The following is a 19,228-nucleotide window of genomic DNA, read 5'->3' as shown; positions in this document are numbered from 1 at the left end:
TTTTCGACTATCGTCACCAGTCAAGAGCAGTTTCTTCGGGCGGTGCAAACAGCCGCCCGAGACGCTGGCTGTTTTTCTGGTGGGTTGTGGTATTTCATCGCTAATACCGGAAAAAACTGTCGGTTTTTGCTTCGAATCTGTATTTTGGCGGCCTGTTTTCGCTCGGATGCGTTTTCTGTCTATTGCACACTCAAGAGCCTTCCTGGATGCCGGCAAGTTTTTCATGTGTTACCCCGCCGAAATTGCTTGATGCACTGCGTGCTGAAACGAGGCAGTTGCACGTCAAGCTTGAAAAACGCATGCCGTTTTTTTCATCTGCGCTGGATCATGCTCTTTACCTCCGCCTGCTTCAGGCCTACTACGGTTTTTATGCACCGCTTGAAGCGATACTGCATGGCAGTGCCTTGATACCTGCGGAGCTTATCCCGGTCGAGAGGGTCAAAACTCCTGTGCTGGTCGAGGATCTGCGTGCGCTGGGGCTGTCCGATCACGACATCGGGCAATTGCCCCGCTGCGAACGGTTGCCCACTGTTGATTCTGCCGGTGCATGCCTGGGTGTGATGTATGTGCTGGAAGGGGCGACACTGGGCGGGCAGGTGTTGCGACGTGAGATAAACCGGCGTTTGGGCCTGGATGGGCAACGTGGAACGGCCTTTCTCGATGTGTACGGTGTTCTCACCGGACCTCGCTGGAAGGCGTTTCTGAATCATCTGGACGACGTGCCGCGAGAAGTTGTTCTTATTGATGCTGCCGCGTTTGCAGCGCACTCCACATTTGCATGTTTCGAGCACTGGCTCGAGGGTCAAGAGGTACTGCTATGAGCCAACTCGACAAAGACGCCTTTGAAGTCCTTCTGGCCAATTGTGCGGATGAGCCCATTCAGTTCCCTGGCGCCATTCAACCCCACGGCCTGCTGTTCACGTTGCAAGGGCCCGAGCTGACTATCCTGCAAGTCAGTGCCAACGTGCACACTGTGCTGGGCCATGTGCCCGAGCAGGTGCTCGGCAAGGGGCTGGACTGTGTGCTGGGCGCTGGCTGGGCCGAGGTGATTAAAAGTGCCAGTGCTCATGACTCGTTCATCGACGCGCAACGCCTGCTGATGTCGATCAACGGCATCGAGTTTGAAGCCTTGCTGCACCGCAGCCAGGGCGTTCTGATTCTTGAACTGGAGATCCAGGACAAGGATGCGCAAGCGATCAGTTATTCCGAGCGCACCGGCAACATGGGCCGCATGTTGCGCCAGTTGCATGCTGCGAGTGATCTGCAGACCCTGTATGAAGTCAGTGTCCGCGAGATCCAGAAAATGACCGGTTACGACCGGGTGCTGATCTACCGTTTCGAAGAGGAAGGCCATGGTCAGGTGATCGCTGAAGCATCGTCGCCCTCCATGGAGCTTTTTAACGGACTGTTTTTCCCGGCATCGGATATTCCCGAGCAGGCGCGCGAACTGTATCGCCGCAACTGGCTGCGCATTATTCCCGATGCCGATTACATCCCGGTGCCCCTGGTGCCTCAACTGCGTCCGGACACTCAGGAGCAGCTTGATCTGAGTTTTTCGACGTTGCGCAGTGTTTCACCGATCCACTGCCAGTACATGAAGAACATGGGCGTGCTGTCATCCATGAGTGTTTCGCTGATTCAGGGCGGTAAGTTGTGGGGATTGATCAGTTGCGGCAACCGCACGCCGCTGTACGTGACTCACGAACTGCGCAGTGCCTGCCAAGCGATAGGTCAGGTGCTTTCCCTGCAGATCAGTGCCATGGAAGCGCTGGAAATAAGCCGTCAGCGAGAGGCGAAAGTCAGGGCGCTCGAGCAATTGAATCTGGCCATGGCCGAGTCCGAAGAAAACGTCTTTGACGGTCTGGCACAGCAGCCGCAATTGTTGATGGATCTGGTCGGTGCGACCGGTGTCGCGATCATCGAAGACCGGCAGACGCATTGTTACGGTATCTGCCCGGAGGTTTCGGATATACGTGCACTGCACACATGGATGATTGCAGGCGGCGAGCCGGTGTATGCCAGTCATCATCTCTCCAGCGTGTACGCGCCCGCCGAGGCTTACCAGCCAGTCGCCAGTGGCATATTGGCCATGAGCCTGCCCAAGCCTGTGGATAACGGCGTGATCTGGTTTCGTTCCGAGGTCAAGGAAAGCGTCCAGTGGAGCGGTGATCCGAACAAACCGCTGAACATGGAAAGCTCGGAAGGCGGTATGCGCCTTCGGCCGCGCACATCGTTTGAAATCTGGAAGGTCGAAATGACCGGGATTGCGCCAAAGTGGAGCCATGGCGACGTGTTCGCGGCTAACGACCTGCGCCGCTCCGCGCTGGAAAACGACCTTGCCCGTCAGGTGCGCAGGGAGCAACAGGCGGTTCGTGCCCGTGACGAACTGGTAGCGGTCGTTTCCCATGATCTGCGCAACCCGATGACGGTCATTTCCATGCTCTGCGGAATGATGCAGAAGTCGTTCAGCTCCGATGGTCCGCACACCTCGCGGCGTATTTCCACGGCAATCGACACCATGCAGCAAGCAGCCAGCCGCATGAATGTGTTGCTCGAAGATCTGCTCGACACGTCGAAAATCGAAGCAGGCCGCTACACCATCACGCCGCAGCCACTGGAAGTCAGCCAGATTTTCGAAGAGGCCTACACCTTGCTGGCCCCGCTGGCGATGGACAAATCCATCGAGATTTCCTTCAATGCCGAGCCAGACCTCAAGGTCCAGGCCGACCCCGAGCGCCTGTTCCAGGTGCTGTCCAACCTGATCGGCAATGCCATCAAGTTCACCCCGAAACTGGGCAAGATCGGCGTTGCGGCGATGTCCAACGGTACTGAAATCGTGTTCACCGTGCGTGATTCCGGCGAAGGCATCCCCCCCGAGCAATTGCCGCACATCTTCGAACGCTACTGGACCGTCAAGGAGGGCAACCCGACCGGCACCGGGCTGGGCTTGTACATCTCCCAAGGCATCATCAAGGCCCACGGCGGAGAACTGGGAGCGCAAAGCCAGGTCGGCGAGGGCAGCGAGTTCCGCTTTACTGTGCCGATTGCGCATTGATTGCTTTCTCAGGCTTGAGGCGCAAATGACTCAAGCCTGAGTTGCATCAGCCCTGATGCCAGTCAGTGGCTTTTTCGATGTATTGAGCGTTGGCTGGAAGGGCCTTGCGCAGAAACGCGAGGTATTCGTCCATAAGCGCCTTGCTGGGAAAACGCGCGGCGAATCCGCTGGTTATATCCTCGCAATGGATAATGACCATCAGACGTCTGTGATCAACCGTGACAAATTCATGCAAATGCCACGGGGCGGTTTGTCGATGGTGGACGGGGTTTTCCCAGTTCAGCAGTTTGATGGCTGCGACAAAAGCCATTGCCACCGGACCGACCAGGAACAGTACTGACCCAGTGGTTAGGGCGACGAGGACGAATGCCAGTATGACGAAAATAGCGATGCCTTTGAAAAGCGATGAGGCGAAGTCGGGGTAGTGGAGGTAGTACTCGACTGTGGCACCGTCGGTTTTCAGGGTGTAGTTGTAGATGGTTTTTTGGCGGATGATCAATGCAATCAGGTAGAGAGCCGCTCCTGCGGATGTATAGACTAAAAACAGTGCCTCGGAAGGACTGTCTAAGTATATATCCCGGCCAATCCATACAAAAAATAGTGATGGGCATGCACAGATGATTATTGTAATCAGCTCAGTCAAAAGTATTTCCTTAGGCGATCTTGCCATAGTTGTTATTGACCAATTCAAGACGTCCTCGCCACTCAGATAGTTTTTGGGTTTACTATTAATCTGTAACGCGTCAGTCATGCTTTCAAGCTCTTTTGGGGAGCAGGTATGGCAGTTCTTTTTTTCATGATTTTTACTCTGCTATTTCGAGTGTCAAGGTGCCAATTCGGCTAGTCGCCTTTATTTCAAGTTCGGTACTGATCAGGCCGTCGAATGTAGTCTTTCCATCACTAGTTAGTTCAAGCTGAAACAGATATTCGGTATCCTCTTTGCCTGACTTTATGAGGCTGCTGGAGTACCATATTTGTAGCTCAAGATACGTTGCTTCTTTATCAAGGGGCACCCATGTCTCCCATACGACAGCCTCATCCTCAGGAGGCATTAGCGGATAGGTAAAGTCCTCGCACGCATTGCGGGCAGGTTGATTGGAGAGCTTTCCAAAATAGTCTGTATTCTTGAACTGACCTCTGTCGAGAAAAGGCCAGTGTATGGGGTTATCTATTTTTTCTACCGGAAGCACGCCCAGCGGACTTTTGTTGCTGATGACGTCGAAATGCACAGACTGCCCGCGCAGAGTGGCATCAACCCTGATGCCAGTTAGTGGCTTTTTCGATGTATTGAGCGTTCGCTGGAAGTGCCTTGCGCAGGAACGCGAGGTACTTGTCCATAAGCGCCTTGCTGGGAAAACGCGTGGCGAACCCGCTGGTTATATCCTCGCAATGGATAATGACCATCAGACGTTTGTGATCAACCGTGACAAATTCGTGCAAATGCCACGGGGCGGTTTGTCGATGGTGGACGGGGTTTTCCCAGTTCAGCAGTTTGATGGCTGCGACAAAAGCCATTGCCACCGGACCGACCAGGAACAGCAATGACCCAGTGATTAGGGCGACGAGGACGAATGCCAGGATGACGAAAATAGCGATGCCTTTGAAAAGTGCGGAGGCGAAGTCGGGATAGTGGAGGTAGTACTCGACTGTGGCACCGTCGGTTTTCAGGGTGTAGTTGTAGATGGTTTTTTGGCGGATGAGCAGGCCTACGAAATAGGCAAGGTGGCCCCCAAGTACAAATATCACGCACACCAGAGAAGTCGGGCTGTCTGAAAACATTACCCAGCCTACCCAAATAAAAAGTGAGCTTGCCATTAAATAGAAGGCCGTAAATCCAAGCTGCGTGATCATGATCTCTTTAGGTGACCTTGCGAGGGTTTTAATTTTCCAGTTCAGAACATCCTTGCCTTTTGGCGGCCCCGGGGCTTTTTCTTGCTGAGTCATACAGGTGTACCCTCTGCAACTTCCAGGGTCAGCGTGCCGGTCCTGCTTGATGCTTTTACTTCAAGTTCCACAGCAGCCAAACCATCAATGTCAGTATCGCCTCTTGTGCCCAGATCCATCTGAAATAGATAGCCGCTATCGTCTTGACCAGGATTGATCAGATTGTTCGGATACCAGATTTGCAGCTCAAGGTACGTTGCGTCCTTGTCGAGCGGTACCCAGGTTTCCCAGATGAGGTCTTCGTTTTCGGGCGGCATCAACGGGTAGGTGAAGTCGTCACTTGCCTTGCCAGCAGGCTTGTTGGCAAGCGTCCCGAACTGTTCAGCTTTCCTGAACTGCCCGCGGTTTAGAAAAGCTTCATGCAGAGGGTCGTCTATTTTTTCTACGGGCAGCACGCCCCATGGTCGCTTGCTACTGACAATATTGAAATGTACGGATTGACCACGTACCAGATTGGGCAAGCGCACTTGTATCCCTGCGCCATTTTGTACCGCTACGCTGTAGTAATCACCTTTGCCAAGGTAACGGTCTTCATAATGTACGGTGCTTTTTACATGGATTTTAGGTGATAGCTGGATTTCCAGTAATGCCTGTATTTCTTCATTTTCACCGTTTGCTGTCTCTGCGTAGCGATAGTCTATGGTTTTTGACCAACAGCACTTGCGTAGCCACCAGCCGACACTGTCTTGCTTGAAATAATTCAGGGCCATCGTAGCAAGGAGATAAATAAAGCCTGTTGCGAACAGAGCTACGCTGAACCATGGATTCATCGCGATAATCGTAAAAGTACTAGCGGGAAAAATCCCCGCGAATAACTGGGCTGCAGAACCAAATCCCATCATTAATACAGAAGACCACTTTATACGAAGCCCATACTCTTCTTCTAAGGTTTTCGCTGTGTAAAAATCATCTGTGATATCAAATAGTTCAAGCGCAGCCGCTACAATCCCAAACCCACCCATCGCCACCATCGAAACCCTGAACCCAAATATCGCATCCCCCCAAACCGCATTACCCCGTGCTTTCCAATAAGCCGCCGATTGATCAAGAATGCCCACTGTGTACGTACCAATAACCACGGGCTTCGCCGTACTGATAACCGCCCACGGTGCTTCAACAAACACCGCCATCAACAGGTTGAAGCTATACCCCAGTCCATATGTCACCTTGCCAATATCTTTGGCACTGAAGTCTCCATCCCGAGTAAGGTCCCGATAAGTGAGCGCGGTATTGATGAAGTTGAGCATGATCACGCCCCAAGTGATCGCCCCGGCAATTCCTCCCAGCCCATCGATCCAGCGCTTGGCGGTGGTCAGCCAGTCTTTCGCCATGGTTTTGCCGGACTGGAAGTGCAGGCGAATCTCGTCCTGCAACTGCTTTGCGTATTGGTTGTTCTGATAGTCGAGCAGGGCGGGGATGCTCAATTCATGCAGACGAAGTTTTTCCTCGAGGGCGCGAAGGTGGCTGGCGTTGCTTTTGCGGGTGTTGTAAGCGGTTGGATAAAGCCAGCTGCGACGGGTATCGCTGATCTGCTTGTTGAGGACCTGCCACTCGCGTATCCACTGTTTGAGCTTGGTGAATACCTGTTGATCGACTGCAATACGCGCCTTCGAATCAAGCAAAATCTGGCCGATCAACAGGGTGCGAAGCAATGCGACGATGTTCTGCTGTTTGCCCAGGGCCATGCGGCTGTCGATGGGCACCCAGGCCAGCAGGATACTCTCGAGCGTTGCCTTGCCTGCGCCGCTGGCCAGTTCGCCGAGAGCCTTGAAGGTACCTTGAACAGGTTGCTTAAGCGCCTTCATCCACGGCTTGTCGGCAAAGCCCTGGTGATTGAGGGCGCCATTGAGTTCGCCAATACGTGTAGCCAGGTTGGTGACGTCGCCAAGGCCGTTCAGCAGCGCGTCGGCCTCCTGGTGCAGTGCTTGTTTGAGCGCGGGTGAGAAGCCGTAGCGCAAGGTACCAAACAGCGTGCTGGCGTTGGCTTCCTGCTCGGCCAGCCAGGTGGTGGCTGCGCTGTCCTGGGCGTAAATGATCTGCAGGTTGAGCATGATCGTTTGCAGGTACAGCAGTTGTGTTGGGCGGGTGGTATCGATAAACAGTTTGAACGGGTCTGTGCCGATATGTGTTGCCCAGAGCTGAAAATCGCGTTGAGTGTCACGTACCTGTTGCAGCAGTGCGTCTCCGCTTGGCAGATGCTGTTGAAGATACTGGCGCGCGCTGGCCAGATCGACTTCGCGCCGCCATTTGTGGCGATCTTTCCAGGTCTGTGCGGCCTCTTCGGTAGGGACGCTGCCGTAACGTGCTTCGATCGATTTGCGCATGTCCAGGCTCTTGAACATGTCCGGCAGCAGCAGAAAATCTCCGGGAACGTTGCTGCTGCTGATCTGTGCTTCTTCAAGGATGCATTGCTCGAAGTACGCTTCGACCTCGCTCAGGTACCGGTGCGTGAGTGCCGCATTGCCGCGCACCGACGCTGGCAGTTTTTGCGGGTCGCTCTCGGCACCACACAGTCCGGAGACAGTCTGGGCAATCTGGATCTTGTGTTCATGCGCGCTTTGCCATTCCCGAAAAGCCGCCTGATCAGCGGCCAGTTGCATGCCCAGATCATTGAAAACGGCCAGCGGGTCATCAAGGGCGATGAGCAGGGAACTGTCCTGATCGTCGACGCTGCCTTGCCAAAAAACATCAGCACCCAGTGGTGCCCATAACGGATGTGTTTCGGCGTCTTCCGACAGCGGGCGAGCAGTGGGGATCGCCGAGTCAGCGAAACGGCCGTCGTCAGTGACATGGCCCTTGTCGATGTCCGCCACGGCCTCGGCGATACGGTTCAACGGCAGGGTGTCCAGCTCGGCCATGGTGATGCAGTAACTGGCCAGGTCGAGTACTTTCATCCACAGCGCACGGCTTGAGGCGCTGGAGCGCATATGCTCGCAAACTCGCCATGTCCATTGCTGCGGGGAAAAGGCGATGTGCAGTGTGTTACGTCTCGGGTAGAGCAGAAAGGGCTTGCCATCGCTGGCGCCGCTTCTCTGGTCACTGCCGATCTGCGCGTCCGTCCAGACAATGCGGCTCAGATGGCCGTTGTTTGCTGAAGCGACATATTCATGCAGCGTCTCGGCGGTTTCGTCGAACACATAGACGTAGCCGTCGTACAGCTGGCGAAGGGTGTAGATGCGTGTTTCCAGTGTCGGCATCAGCGCCCATTTGCCCTGTTTCGGCAACGGCTTCAGTTGCTCCGGCGCGGCGTCGTAGCGGGATCTATCCAGCGCGTAGCGCACCGGCACGATGGCGACGTTCGGTCCTCTGAACGGGCAAAGGCTGATGGCCGTCGCCGGAGTCTTGGGGAACAGTGCGGCGCGTCGTTGCTGGTGTGTGCCGTGTTTATCGGTCATGCGGGAAACTCTCTGCGCAGAAGCGGGCAATTTCGCCTGCTGTATGCAGACGTACATTCCAAGATGTGTGCCGATAATATTTTTTTCTATTAAAAACAGATGGATAGCGTTTAAAAAATTAAAAAAAGCTCAATAATCAGGCAAAAAATGCGAAATATTGCGCAGGCTTTTGCGCATGTATGCGCAAGCTCGTTTAGGTGCTGGAGGGCTTTGTATATGGGGCGTGACCAGTTTCAGCGGTCATGTGATGCGCAAGAATTTGCACATCACGGTTTTATGCCATGAGCGTGAAGTCAGCCGGGCAGGGCAATTTCCACCTGAATGCCCTTACGAGCCCTGAATGGGGCGAGCAGTGACTCGTCATCCACCGGGTTGGTGATCAGCGTCCAGGGCTGGCGTAACGGTGTCCAGTGCTGCTGACGCGCGCGGCCCAGCTTGGTGACGTCGGCCAGTACGAAGACCTGTGCGGCACGCGCCAGCATGTTTTCCTTGAGGTACGCCTGCTCGGCGCTGGCCTCGCACAGGCCCAGTTCGGCCACCACGCCGTCGGCACTGATGAACAGTTTGTCGGCGCTCAGGTGTTCCAGCGCTGCCTGCGCCGCCACACCATAAGTCGACATGCTCGATGCCCGCAGTGTGCCGCCCAGCACGGTAATACGGCCTTCGGGTATCAGCGCCAGATCGCTGAGGGCCAACAGGTTGTTGGTGATTACATGCAGCCCGCGTCGCTGGTTGAGAATGTGCGCCAGTGCGCTGGTGCTGGTGCCACCTTCAAGAAACAGCGTGTCGTGATCGTTGATATGCGCCAGCGCGGCACGGGCGATGTCCATTTTTTCCTGGCTGTGCTGGCGGCTGCGCTCTTCCAGCGAGGTTTCCGGTTCGCGCTGGCCGACATGCGCCGCGCCGCCATAGGTGCGCAGGATCAAGCCATCTTCGGCCAGGGCTGTGAGGTCGCGGCGTACGGTGGCTTCCGAGACGCCCAGTTGGGCGCACAGCTCGTCCACGTTGGATTTGCCGGAAAGAACCAGTTCGAGTATCGCTTGACGACGGTTGGCGACTTTCATTACAGCCCTTGCGTTAAAGCCTGGAAACGGGATGCAACCTTACAACGACGCACCGCCGCACACCACCAGGCTTTGCCCGGTAATTGCACCCGCGTCGGGGCCAAGCAGAAAGGCCGCCAGACCGGCGATTTCATCCGGTTGCACAAAGCGGCCGATGGGCGGCTTTCGCGGTGGCGTGCCACTGCGTCCGGGGGCCAGCAACATGGGCGTTTCGGTGGCACCAGGGGCGATCAGGTTGACGGTGATGCCGCGTGGTGCCAGTTCGATGGCCCAGGAACGAACCATGCCTTGCAGCGCCGCTTTGGTGGCAGCGTACTGACTGCGTCCGGCGGCACCCTGCATGGTCCGGCTGCCGATCATCAGAATTCGCGAACCGGCGCGCAGCCGTGGGTACAGCGCGTTGACCATGTGACTGGCAGCAGCGACATGCAGATGCCACATGGCCTGGCCATCGGCGTCGTTCAGCTCGCCCAGCGGCGCGGTGCGCATGAAGCCTGCCGCATGGATCAGCGCATCGATGTGTGGCGTCTGTTGCAGCGCCTTGTCCAGCGCGGCGAAGTCATTGAGGTCGCACTCGCGCCAGGTGAAGTTCGGGTGTTGCAGGTCCGGCGCACGACGGCTCAGACCGGTGACCCGCAGGCCCTGTTCCAGCAGGCGCGTGACAATGGCTTTGCCGATGCCGGAGCTGGCACCGGTGACGAGTACGGACTGAATCGGTTCGGGCATGACATGGGCTCCGCAAAGGCGTCGATCGGCAACAGGCTAATCGACGCGGGTGGGTCAGCGGATCGCGTTCAGCGGCAGGTGAACATGCTTGATCTTCTGCCGGAAGTAGGTGAACGCGACGTGCAGGCTGCCATCGGCGGCCTGAATGATGCTGGGGTAGGAGAACTCGCGATTGAGCTTTTCCTGCGAGTTGTTGGTCAGGCAGAAGCCGTCACCCAGCTCCAGGTCCAGCCGGGTCGGCCAGCTGTGCCCGCCGTCGCGGGAGATCGCCAGGCTCATCGGTGCGCGGGGGATGCCCCACACCGCTGCCTTGCCGTCCTGACGTGCGCCCGGTGTGACGCGGTCGTCGCCCTCATCCTCGATTTCGTCGTACAGCGAGGCCCGGCGCTGGGCGTGGCCCTCGGCACTGACCGGGTTGTAGACCAGGGCCAGTTCGTCGGTCGCCAGCTTCACGAACTGGATCGACGAATTGTTATTGGGCAGTTCGGTCGGCGTCGGGGCGCTCCAGGAGCGGCCACGGTCGGTTGAGCGGCTGCTGTAGATGAAGTCTGCCCAGCGGCTGCGGAACAGGCCGAGCAGGCTGCCGTCCGGCAATTGATGAATATTCATGTGCACGCTGCCAGTGCTGTCCGGCACGTCATGGCGCGACCAGCTGTGGCCCTGATCGGTGGAGATCATCACCGCGCTGACATCATGGTTGCCGACCCACTTTTCGCCGGGCCCGGTGATGCAGTACCAGACCGGCAGCAACCAGTCGCCGTTATCCAGCACCACTGGCGGCTGGCGCACAAAGGTGCCGGGCTCGTCGAACAGGGTATCAATCGGCCCCCAGCTTTGGCCGTTATCCAGTGACAGACGACGGCGGATGATGGCGGTCTCCTGATTGCCGGAAATCTGTGCTGTCCAGATCAGCCACAACGGGCCACCGGGTGCCTGGAACAGAATCGGATTCTGTTCCGAGCGGGACGCATCTGCGGACATTTTCTGCGGCTCGCTCCAGACGCCGGTGGCCGGGTCGCGGCGCGACAGCAGCACGAAGATGTCGGCCATGCCCTCCTGAGTACCGGCGAACCAGGTGCACAGCAGGGTGCCGTCGGCCAGCTCGTGCAGGTTCGCGGCATGGTTCTGCGCGTAAGGCGTTGGCAGGAACGCGTCCTGGCGGGTATCAGCGGTTGGCATGGGGAACCTCGGTTTGAGCAGGTTTGGACGACGCGGACTGCGGCAGCAGTCGCTCGATGGCAATGACGATAGCCGGTGTCACCAGCGCGATATACATGTTGTCGATGCCGTAGGGGTTGTCCAGCAGATACCAGACGCTGGTGGTGATGGCTGAAGCGATCAACCCCAGGGTAGCGCCTCGGCCCGAACCGAAGAACGGCAAGTAGATCGCGATCATGGCGACCACGGCAATCGACAGCCGCAGGGCACGGGTAAAGAACGACAGGTTAAGGATCTCGGGCACGAAGAACACGAAGAACAGCGGCACGAAACCGATCACCAGTGCAATCAGGCGGGTGGTCTTGAACTCCTGATCCACCGACGGCTTGCGCCACGGCACGTAGAAGTCACGGACCACCAGCGAGGCAATGGCCAGCGCCACGGTGCTGACGCTGACGAAAATCGAGGCAACCAGCGAGATGGTCACCACGCCTGCCAATACCGGGCTCATCGATTGCAGGAAGATCGGCAGGGCGTACAGGCTGCTCATTTCCGGGTGCAGGTATTTGGAGGCGACACCGATGAAGCCCAGCGCCAGGGCAATCGGGATGCACAGCAGCGAGGCGTAGAAGGTCGAGCGGCGTGCCGCGTTCTGATTCTGGGTCGAGGAGATGGCCTGAATGATGAACTGCGTGGAGAAAATCGCGCCGACCGTGCCGATGATCCAGGCCATGATTTTCGAGCCGCCGATGGCCCCGTCCCACGTGAAGTAATGCTCGGGCATGTTCTGCACCACAGGGCTGAAGCCACCGGTCATTTTCAACGCCACGCCCAGTACGATCAATACACCGATGTATTTCACCCCGGTGTGCAGGATGCTCATGTAGGCCACGCTTTTCAGGCCGCCGAACACGTAGTACAGCGTGCTGATGATCGCCGTAATGAACGCCGCGGTGGTCAGGTTTATTTTCAATACCGTGGCAATGGCTGCCGCGCCGCTGACGTAGTTACCGACGTTCACCAGCAATAGCGCGTAGATCATTATGATCGAGACCGCGAGCTTGGTGGAGGTGCCATATTTTTTGGCGATGAAGCCGGAAATGGTGAACTCACCGGAGCTGTACAGTTTGCGTGCCATCAACAGGCCGAACAGCGGAAAGCCGATAGCCGCGGCAATCACCGACCAGGAGGCGGCGAAACCACTCTCGAATGCGGCCTGTGCCGTACCGACCGTCGACTTGGCACCGATGAACTCGGACATCATCAGCACGCCGACGACGAAGGCGGGCATGGTGCGCGAGGCGACCATGTATTGCTCGCTGGTCTTGCTGCGCAGGCGCATGCTCATCCAGGTGGTTATGACGATATAGACGACCACCATGCCGATGATGATCGAGGTGTCTTGCGCGTTGAAGGTATCCATCAGTCTCGCTCCATTGTTGTTGTTCTGGCGCGTTATGGGGTGCCGCTGGGGATCGTTGGGTCAGTACCGGTAACGACCTCAGACGGCGATGGAATTGCGGGTGTCGCGTTTACGGGTTGCCAGTTCCACGGCCTGACGCATGGCTTCGATAAGGCTGCGTTCGTCGGCAATGCCTTTGCCGGCAATGTCGAAAGCGGTGCCGTGGTCCACCGAGGTACGAATGACCGGCAGGCCGATGGTTACGTTGACGCCGGCTTCCAGGCCCATGACCTTGACCGGGCCGTGACCCTGATCGTGGTACATCGCAACCACCGCATCGAAGTCGCCACGTCCGGCGCGGAAAAACAGCGTGTCGGCGGGCAGCGGGCCTTCGACGCGCCAGCCGCGGGCGTGCAGTTCATCGATTGCGGGCTGAATCTTGGTGGCTTCCTCGCCATAACCGAACAGGCCGTTTTCCCCAGCATGCGGGTTGATGCCGCACACCGCGATCAACGGATTTTCGATACCGGCGCGGATCAGGGTTTCCCGGGCGCGTTCGATGGTGCGCTTGACCAGCCCTGGCTCGATCCGCGCAATGGCGTCGATGATGCCGATGTGCGTCGTGACGTGAATGACGCGCAAGGTCGGGGTCATCAACATCATCGAGACTTCTTCTATGCCCAGCAGGTGCGCGAGCATTTCGGTGTGGCCTGGGAAGATATGCCCGCCTGCGTGCAGCGCTTCCTTGTTCAGCGGGGCGGTGCATATGGCGTCCAGCTCACCGGCCTGAGTCAGTTGCACGGTGCGCTCGATGTAGCGGAAGGCTGCATTGCCGGCCACCGCTGACAGTTTGCCGTAGGGCAGGTCAGCGGGTATCAAGCCCAGATCGATGCAGTCCACCGTGCCCTGGGTGAAACGGGCTTCTGCAGGGCTGGCGATGCTGTTGACGCGCAACTGGCTGCCGACGATGCGGTTGGCGTCTTCCAGGCGTTGGGCATCGCCGATCACCAACGGACGGCAGGTGGCGTACACCGAGGCGTGGGTGAGCATTTTCATGATGATTTCCGGTCCCACCCCGGCGGCGTCGCCCATGGTGATACCAATGACGGGACGTTCAGACAGACGCTCAGACATAGGAAGCTTCCTCGTTGAAAGGGGTGCCGGTCGCAGCCGGTGCGTGGAGCATTTGCCAGGCGGTGAGCAAGGTGTCGGAGTTGCCGAACCCCCCGGCTTTGGTCACGACATTGAGCGTGTGTTTGCCCAGCCGGGCCTCGGCCAGGACCACGCCGGTGGCCAGTTCGCCAAACAGGGTCAAGCGTTTGATACCCGCAGCAATCAGAATGGCTCTGGCGGTTTCGCCACCGGTGGCTAGCACTGAACCGGCATGGGGCAGGGCGGGGGCCAGCCACTGCGCCAGCGCGTTGCTCAATGTGGCCGCCTGCGCCGGGTCGCGTTGTTGTTGATCGAGGCGTACCAGCACATCTCGCCCGTCGGTCAGATGTTCTTGGAGTTGCAGGTACGCTGCGGCGCGCTCGGCGTGCGCATCTTCATTGAGTAACGTTGCCGGTTGCAGTGTCAGGCACAGTGGCTTGCTGGCCTGTGCGAGCCGGTCGGCCTGGGCCTGGGAATGGCGGGACATGCTGCCCACCACGGTCAGCACCGGTGAACGCGGCTCGACCTTGATCGGCAAGGCTTCGGCCAGCCCGAAGGCGTGCGGTAGATGGCGAGCCAGCCCGGCCGAGCCAACCCAGAACAGTTCGTCATGCCAGGCCACCGATGCCTGGGCCAGTTGCAGCAGGTCACTGTCCAGTTCTGCATCGCAGACCAGCGCCTGCACACCCTGTTCAAGTGCGTTGCGCAATGTGGTTTTGAGCCGTGAAGAATCACGCAGGATGTCCAGGCCGAGCCACTGGGTACGCAGGCCCTGCGCGACAAACAGATCCAGCAGGTTGCCGGTGCCGTGCAGATTCTCGTTGCGCCAGACATCGCTCTGATCGACCGGCACACCGTCAATCAATTGCACGCCCTGAACGGTCGTGCGTTTCATGGCCGGGAACGCCGGAGCGACCAGCGCCATGCCGCGCAGGCCTTGCAAGGCATCGACCTCACTGGCGACGTTGCCGCGCAGTGTGGAGTCGATTTTCTTGTACAGCGCCATACCGATTCGGGACTGCTGTTGCAGGGCTGCGCGGTTCTGTTCGGCGGCCTGTTGCGGGTCAAGGCGACGTGAGTCGGCATCAATGGCGATCACCCCCGACAAGTCTTTGGCATTGCCGGTCAGGACCACGTGAGTGTCGATCCGTGAAGCAAAGTCCGCTGCGCAATCGGCTGCCCCCGACAGGTCGTCAGCAATGATCAGCAGGCCCGGAAATTCGGCGCGGCTCATGGCAGCAGGCACCGGTACAGTTGTTGAATATCATCCAGGCTGAGGGCTTTGGGGTTGTTGGTCATCAGGCGTGTGACCTTGGAAGCCGCTACCGCCATGTCCGCCAGATGCTCTTCGGCAACCCCGAATTCACGCAGGTTCTGTGGGATGTTCAGCACCTGGGTCCATTGGCGAATCTGTTCGATCAGCTTGTGGGCAGCGGTCTCGTTACTGTCGTCCTGCTGTGCCACGCCGCAGACCAGTGCCGCGCGCTTGAGGCGTTCGGCGCAGCTGTCCAGGTTGAAAGCCATCACGTGGGGCAACAGCATGGCGTTGGCCACGCCGTGGGTGACGTGAAACTTGCCACCCAGCGGGTAAGCCAGTGCATGCACCGCTGCGGTTCCGGCGGCGGTCAGCGCCAGGCCCCCATACATCGAGCCCAGCAGCATGTCGCCACGTGCGCGAACCGATTCCGGTTGTTGCCAGGCTTCGACAATGCTGCCTGCGATCAGGCGCATCGATTCCAGCGCAAACGCATCGCTGATCGGGTTGGCCTTGGTGGAGATGAAGGACTCCAGCGAGTGGGTGAAGGCATCCATGCCGGTCGCGGCGGTGATCGGGCGCGGCAGGCTGAGGGTCAGCAGCGGGTCGAGAATGACCAGCGTCGGCAGCAGATGACGGCTGACGACGCCTATCTTCAGTTCTTCATCGGGCAGAGTGACGATGGCATTGGGCGTCACTTCCGACCCCGTACCGGACGTGGTCGGGACCAGCACCATAGGCTTGCCGGGGTGAGTCACCTTGTCGATGCCCAGCAGGTCTCTGAGCGGCGTGTCGTTGGTCAGCATGACGGCGAACAGCTTGGCGGCATCCAGCACGCTGCCCCCGCCAATCGCGATCAGGGCGTCCGGGGCGTGCGGCGCAACATCCTCGCGGAATACCCGCTCGATATTTTCCAGCGTCGGTTCTATTTCGACGTTATCAATCATGTGCACACGGATATTCTGCGCACTGAGTTGCTCGGTGACGCGCTGGGTAACCCCCAGGTTATGCATGGCGTTCTGGGTAACCAGAATCACGCTTTTTACAGGTACATCGAGCAACGGCAGTTTTTCGCTCAGCAGATCGAGGCTGCCGGGGCCGTGGACCACATGTTTCACAGTCTGGAAGTGGTAGGTAGCAGACATCGCGATTACCTCAGGCTTGGCGGTAGACGGCCAACAGGTTCTGGAGTTTTTCCAGTGCGGCGGCATCGAGCGGCTGCACGGGCGCACGGCATGGGCCGACCGGGACATTGAGCAGTTGCGTTGCGGTTTTCAGCACCACCGGCATGGTGCCCAGCGCGAAGGCATCGCGCAGCGGGCGCAGGGCTTCCTGCGCGGCACGGGCCGCTTCGTGGTTGCCTGACTGGAAGTTGTTCCAGATCGACATGACCACCTCCGGCACGGCGTTGGCGGTTGCAGCAATAGCGCCGTCACCGCCAGCCAGCAGGTTCCAGTAGATCAGCGAGTCGGTTCCGGCGAACACCGCAAAGTCGTCGCTGCGGTACTGCATCATCTGCACCAGTGCGTCGAAATTGCCGGCGCTGTCCTTGATGCCCTTGATCTGCGGATGCTGGCTGAGGGTTGCCACTGCACCGATGCCGATCGACATGCCGGTCTTGGCCGGGATGTTGTACATCATCAGCGGCAGCTCGGAAGCGTCGGCGATGGCGGTGTAGTGCTTGATCAGCTCGGACTGGCTGATGGCGTTGAAGTACGGCGTGATGATCGACAGGGCATCTGCGCCCACATCAATCATCTTTTTGTTCATTTCAATCACTTCATGCGTAGCGAATGCGCCGGTACCGACCACAACCGGCACACGTCCTGCCGCAGCTTCGACAGTGATTCGAGCGATTTTGAGTTTTTCCGATTCGGAAAGGGTAAAGAATTCGCCATTGGTGCCCAGTACGAAAAGCCCGTGAACGCCTGCATTCAGGAGGTTTTCGATCAGATTGCGCAGGGCCTGCTCGTCGAGTTGCTGATCAGCGGTGAAGGGTGTGACCAGAGCTGGAATGATGCCGCGAAATTGCATGGCCAGGTTCTCGTTTTATTTTTAGTAAAACGATAGTGATTGAATCAATCATTGCTGGCAAGCGTTTTGATCGTTTTTTTCACGTGCGGGTAGGTTTTCTGCCTGAAAGTGACAGGTTCAATCAAAAAGCCAGGCGCATGGCCTGGCTCAAGAGAACTGTGTGGTTAGGTTCAGGCAGTCGCCGCAACCTTGCCTGCCGATTGACGACTGACTCGCAAGGCCACCAGGCTGCCGACGATGGTCAGCGCGGCCAGCGAGTACAGCGCCAGAGTGGTCGAGCCGGTCTGGTCCTTGATCCAGCCCACCAGATACGGGCTGAGGAACCCTGCCATCTGGCCGATCGAGTTGATCAGCGCCAGCCCGCCCGCTGCAACGCTGGCGCTGAGCAGTGCGGTTGGCAAGGGCCAGAACATTGGCAGGCTGGTGAGGGCACCCATGGTCGCGATGGTCAGGCCGAGAATGGCGATGATGGGCACTGTCGCGAAGTTGGCGGCGATGATCAGGCCCGTGGCGCCCATCAGCATCGGCACCACCAAATGCCAACGGCGCTCATTGCGCAGGTCGGCGGAGCGGCCGACCAGCAGCATGAACACGCCTGCCATAAGGTAAGGCACGGCGCTGATCCAGCCGATCACCAGGGCATCGCTGAAACCGAGGTTCTTGATGATTGACGGTAGCCAGAAGTTGATTGCGTAGACACCGCTCTGAATGCAGAAATAGATAAAGCCCAGAATCCATATGAACGGCATGCTCAGCACCGAAGCCACCGAGCTTTTACCCTGCACCGGGCGGCTCAGTTCATCGTTGGTGATATCGGTCTTGACCCGCTGGCGCTGCTCAGGCGTCAGCCAGCGAGCGTCCTCGACCTTGTCACACAGCAGAACGAACGCCAGCACACCGAGCGCCACGGTCGGCAGGCCCTGAATCAGGAACATCCACTGCCAGCCCGCCATGCCGCCCTGACCTGCGGCGAAGTGGTTGAGGATCCAGCCGGAAAACGGACCGCCCAACAGCCCGGAGACCGGAATGGCCGACATGAACAACGCCATGATCCGCCCGCGCCGCTGGTTCGGGTACCAGCGCGAGAGGTACAGCACGATGCCGGGGAAGAAACCGGCTTCTGCCATGCCGGTCAGAAAGCGCAGCACGTAGAACTCGACCGGCGTGGTGACGAACAGCAGGCAGGTCGAGAAGATGCCCCATGTAATCATCATCAGGCCGATCCAGCGGCGCGGCCCGAAACGGTTCAGCGCCAGATTGCTGGGCAGGCCGCACAGCACGTAGCCAATGAAGAAGATACCGGCACCGAGGCCATAGACCGTCTCGCTGAAACTCAGGGCGTCGAGCATCTGCAGCTTGGCGAAGCCGACATTCACGCGGTCCAGGTAATTGAACAGGTAGCAGATGAAGATAAACGGGATAAGGCGCAGGGTGATGCGACGGTAGACATGATTGCCGTCAGCGTCGCCCGCCTCGTGGGTCGAGGTAGCGGTCATGGCGTGTGTTCCTCTGTGCTTGTTGTTTTTATGCAGCGATGGAGCTGTCGGGTGCACTCCCGATCATAGGGCGGTGTCCATGAAAACGCTTTGGGGTTTTGCACGGCTGTGAAGGGTGTGCGTTGTGTGATTGCACAACGTAAGGCTCTCCGCTGGCCTGCATCAGGTGGCTATGCGTCCTTTTGCGACGCGGCTCAAGATTGGACGCAGAGCTCACTACCGCTATCGTGCGACGCTCCGCGTCGGCATGCCTTTCAGGACGCTCCGCGTCCTCTTGGCGACGCCGCTTAAGATCGGACGCAGAGCGTCCAGAACTGCATTCCCACGCTGGAGCGTGCGGAACGATGATCTCACTACCGCTATCGTGCGACGCTCTGCGTCGGCATGCCTTTCAGGACGCTCCGCGTCCTCGTTGCGACACGGCTCAAGATCGGACGCAGAGCGTCCAGAACTGCATTCCCACGTTGGAGTGGTATGACCCCCGAAGGTTGGACGCAACCTTTGGAGGCGTCATGGGTAAATATACAGAGCAGGCAAAACTCGCAGC

At 58.3% G+C, this 19,228-nt stretch carries 15 protein-coding genes; 2 read left to right on the top strand and 13 right to left on the bottom strand.

The genetic code is table 11. The annotated features are described in order from the left end of the window. Positions 1–206 precede the first annotated feature (206 nt). Both RYC17_RS15520 and RYC17_RS15515 read left to right on the top strand, forming a co-directional pair. A complete protein-coding gene (locus RYC17_RS15520; RefSeq protein WP_316903668.1) occupies positions 207–821 on the top strand; it encodes a biliverdin-producing heme oxygenase in 615 nt (204 codons plus the stop codon). Further along, positions 818–3,055, top strand: coding sequence for an ATP-binding protein (locus RYC17_RS15515; RefSeq protein WP_316903666.1), 2,238 nt, complete (start codon positions 818–820; stop codon positions 3,053–3,055). Before RYC17_RS15520 ends, RYC17_RS15515 begins: the two co-directional genes overlap by 4 nt. Positions 3,056–3,101: 46 nt before the next feature. On the opposite strand, the gene RYC17_RS15510 is transcribed toward RYC17_RS15515, so the two are convergent. From RYC17_RS15510 to RYC17_RS15450, 13 genes are all read right to left on the bottom strand, one after another. Next, positions 3,102–3,806 carry a permease gene (locus tag RYC17_RS15510; protein ID WP_316903664.1) on the bottom strand — a complete coding sequence of 235 codons (705 nt, stop codon included), beginning with the start codon at positions 3,804–3,806 and terminating at the stop codon, positions 3,102–3,104. A gap of 52 nt (positions 3,807–3,858) precedes the next feature. Further along, complete coding sequence (locus RYC17_RS15505; RefSeq protein ID WP_064744665.1) at positions 3,859–4,284, bottom strand: hypothetical protein; 426 nt, start codon at positions 4,282–4,284, stop codon at positions 3,859–3,861. A gap of 22 nt (positions 4,285–4,306) precedes the next feature. Next, complete coding sequence (locus RYC17_RS15500; RefSeq protein ID WP_058399993.1) at positions 4,307–4,999, bottom strand: hypothetical protein; 693 nt, start codon at positions 4,997–4,999, stop codon at positions 4,307–4,309. Beyond that, positions 4,996–8,394 (bottom strand): toxin VasX, encoded by a 3,399-nt coding sequence (locus RYC17_RS15495; protein WP_316903663.1) that lies wholly within the window; start codon positions 8,392–8,394, stop codon positions 4,996–4,998. Before RYC17_RS15495 ends, RYC17_RS15500 begins: the two co-directional genes overlap by 4 nt. Positions 8,395–8,687: 293 nt before the next feature. Then, positions 8,688–9,458: a DeoR/GlpR family DNA-binding transcription regulator gene (locus tag RYC17_RS15490; RefSeq protein WP_058408791.1), complete on the bottom strand. Its 771-nt coding sequence runs from the start codon at positions 9,456–9,458 to the stop codon at positions 8,688–8,690. Between the two features lie 39 nt (positions 9,459–9,497). Then, complete coding sequence (locus RYC17_RS15485; RefSeq protein WP_058408790.1) at positions 9,498–10,184, bottom strand: SDR family NAD(P)-dependent oxidoreductase; 687 nt, start codon at positions 10,182–10,184, stop codon at positions 9,498–9,500. 54 nt (positions 10,185–10,238) lie between these two features. Next, positions 10,239–11,363: a sialidase family protein gene (locus RYC17_RS15480; RefSeq protein ID WP_316903661.1), complete on the bottom strand. Its 1,125-nt coding sequence runs from the start codon at positions 11,361–11,363 to the stop codon at positions 10,239–10,241. Beyond that, positions 11,350–12,765 (bottom strand): sodium:solute symporter family protein, encoded by a 1,416-nt coding sequence (locus RYC17_RS15475; protein ID WP_005744538.1) that lies wholly within the window; start codon positions 12,763–12,765, stop codon positions 11,350–11,352. The genes RYC17_RS15480 and RYC17_RS15475 overlap by 14 nt, the downstream gene beginning before the upstream one ends. Before the next feature lie 78 nt (positions 12,766–12,843). Then, the gene (gene pdxA / locus RYC17_RS15470; protein ID WP_005731526.1) at positions 12,844–13,878 is read right to left on the bottom strand and encodes a 4-hydroxythreonine-4-phosphate dehydrogenase PdxA; all 1,035 of its coding nucleotides are present in this window, start codon (positions 13,876–13,878) and stop codon (positions 12,844–12,846) included. After that, positions 13,871–15,130, bottom strand: coding sequence for a four-carbon acid sugar kinase family protein (locus tag RYC17_RS15465; RefSeq protein WP_219169666.1), 1,260 nt, complete (start codon positions 15,128–15,130; stop codon positions 13,871–13,873). Before RYC17_RS15465 ends, pdxA begins: the two co-directional genes overlap by 8 nt. Further along, on the bottom strand, positions 15,127–16,296 hold the full coding sequence (locus tag RYC17_RS15460) for an iron-containing alcohol dehydrogenase (RefSeq protein ID WP_122258554.1): 1,170 nt from the start codon (positions 16,294–16,296) through the stop codon (positions 15,127–15,129). The genes RYC17_RS15465 and RYC17_RS15460 overlap by 4 nt, the downstream gene beginning before the upstream one ends. A gap of 10 nt (positions 16,297–16,306) precedes the next feature. Then, entirely contained in the window at positions 16,307–17,185 is an 879-nt protein-coding gene (gene dapA, locus RYC17_RS15455) for a 4-hydroxy-tetrahydrodipicolinate synthase (protein WP_004664412.1), read from the bottom strand. A gap of 170 nt (positions 17,186–17,355) precedes the next feature. After that, positions 17,356–18,681, bottom strand: coding sequence for an MFS transporter (locus RYC17_RS15450; RefSeq protein ID WP_046835351.1), 1,326 nt, complete (start codon positions 18,679–18,681; stop codon positions 17,356–17,358). Positions 18,682–19,228 lie beyond the last annotated feature (547 nt).

This window comes from Pseudomonas syringae group sp. J248-6 (genome assembly GCF_032586995.1).
In the GTDB taxonomy this organism is placed as follows: domain Bacteria; phylum Pseudomonadota; class Gammaproteobacteria; order Pseudomonadales; family Pseudomonadaceae; genus Aquipseudomonas; species Aquipseudomonas amygdali.
This window is presented reverse-complemented; position numbering and strand designations above follow the sequence as displayed.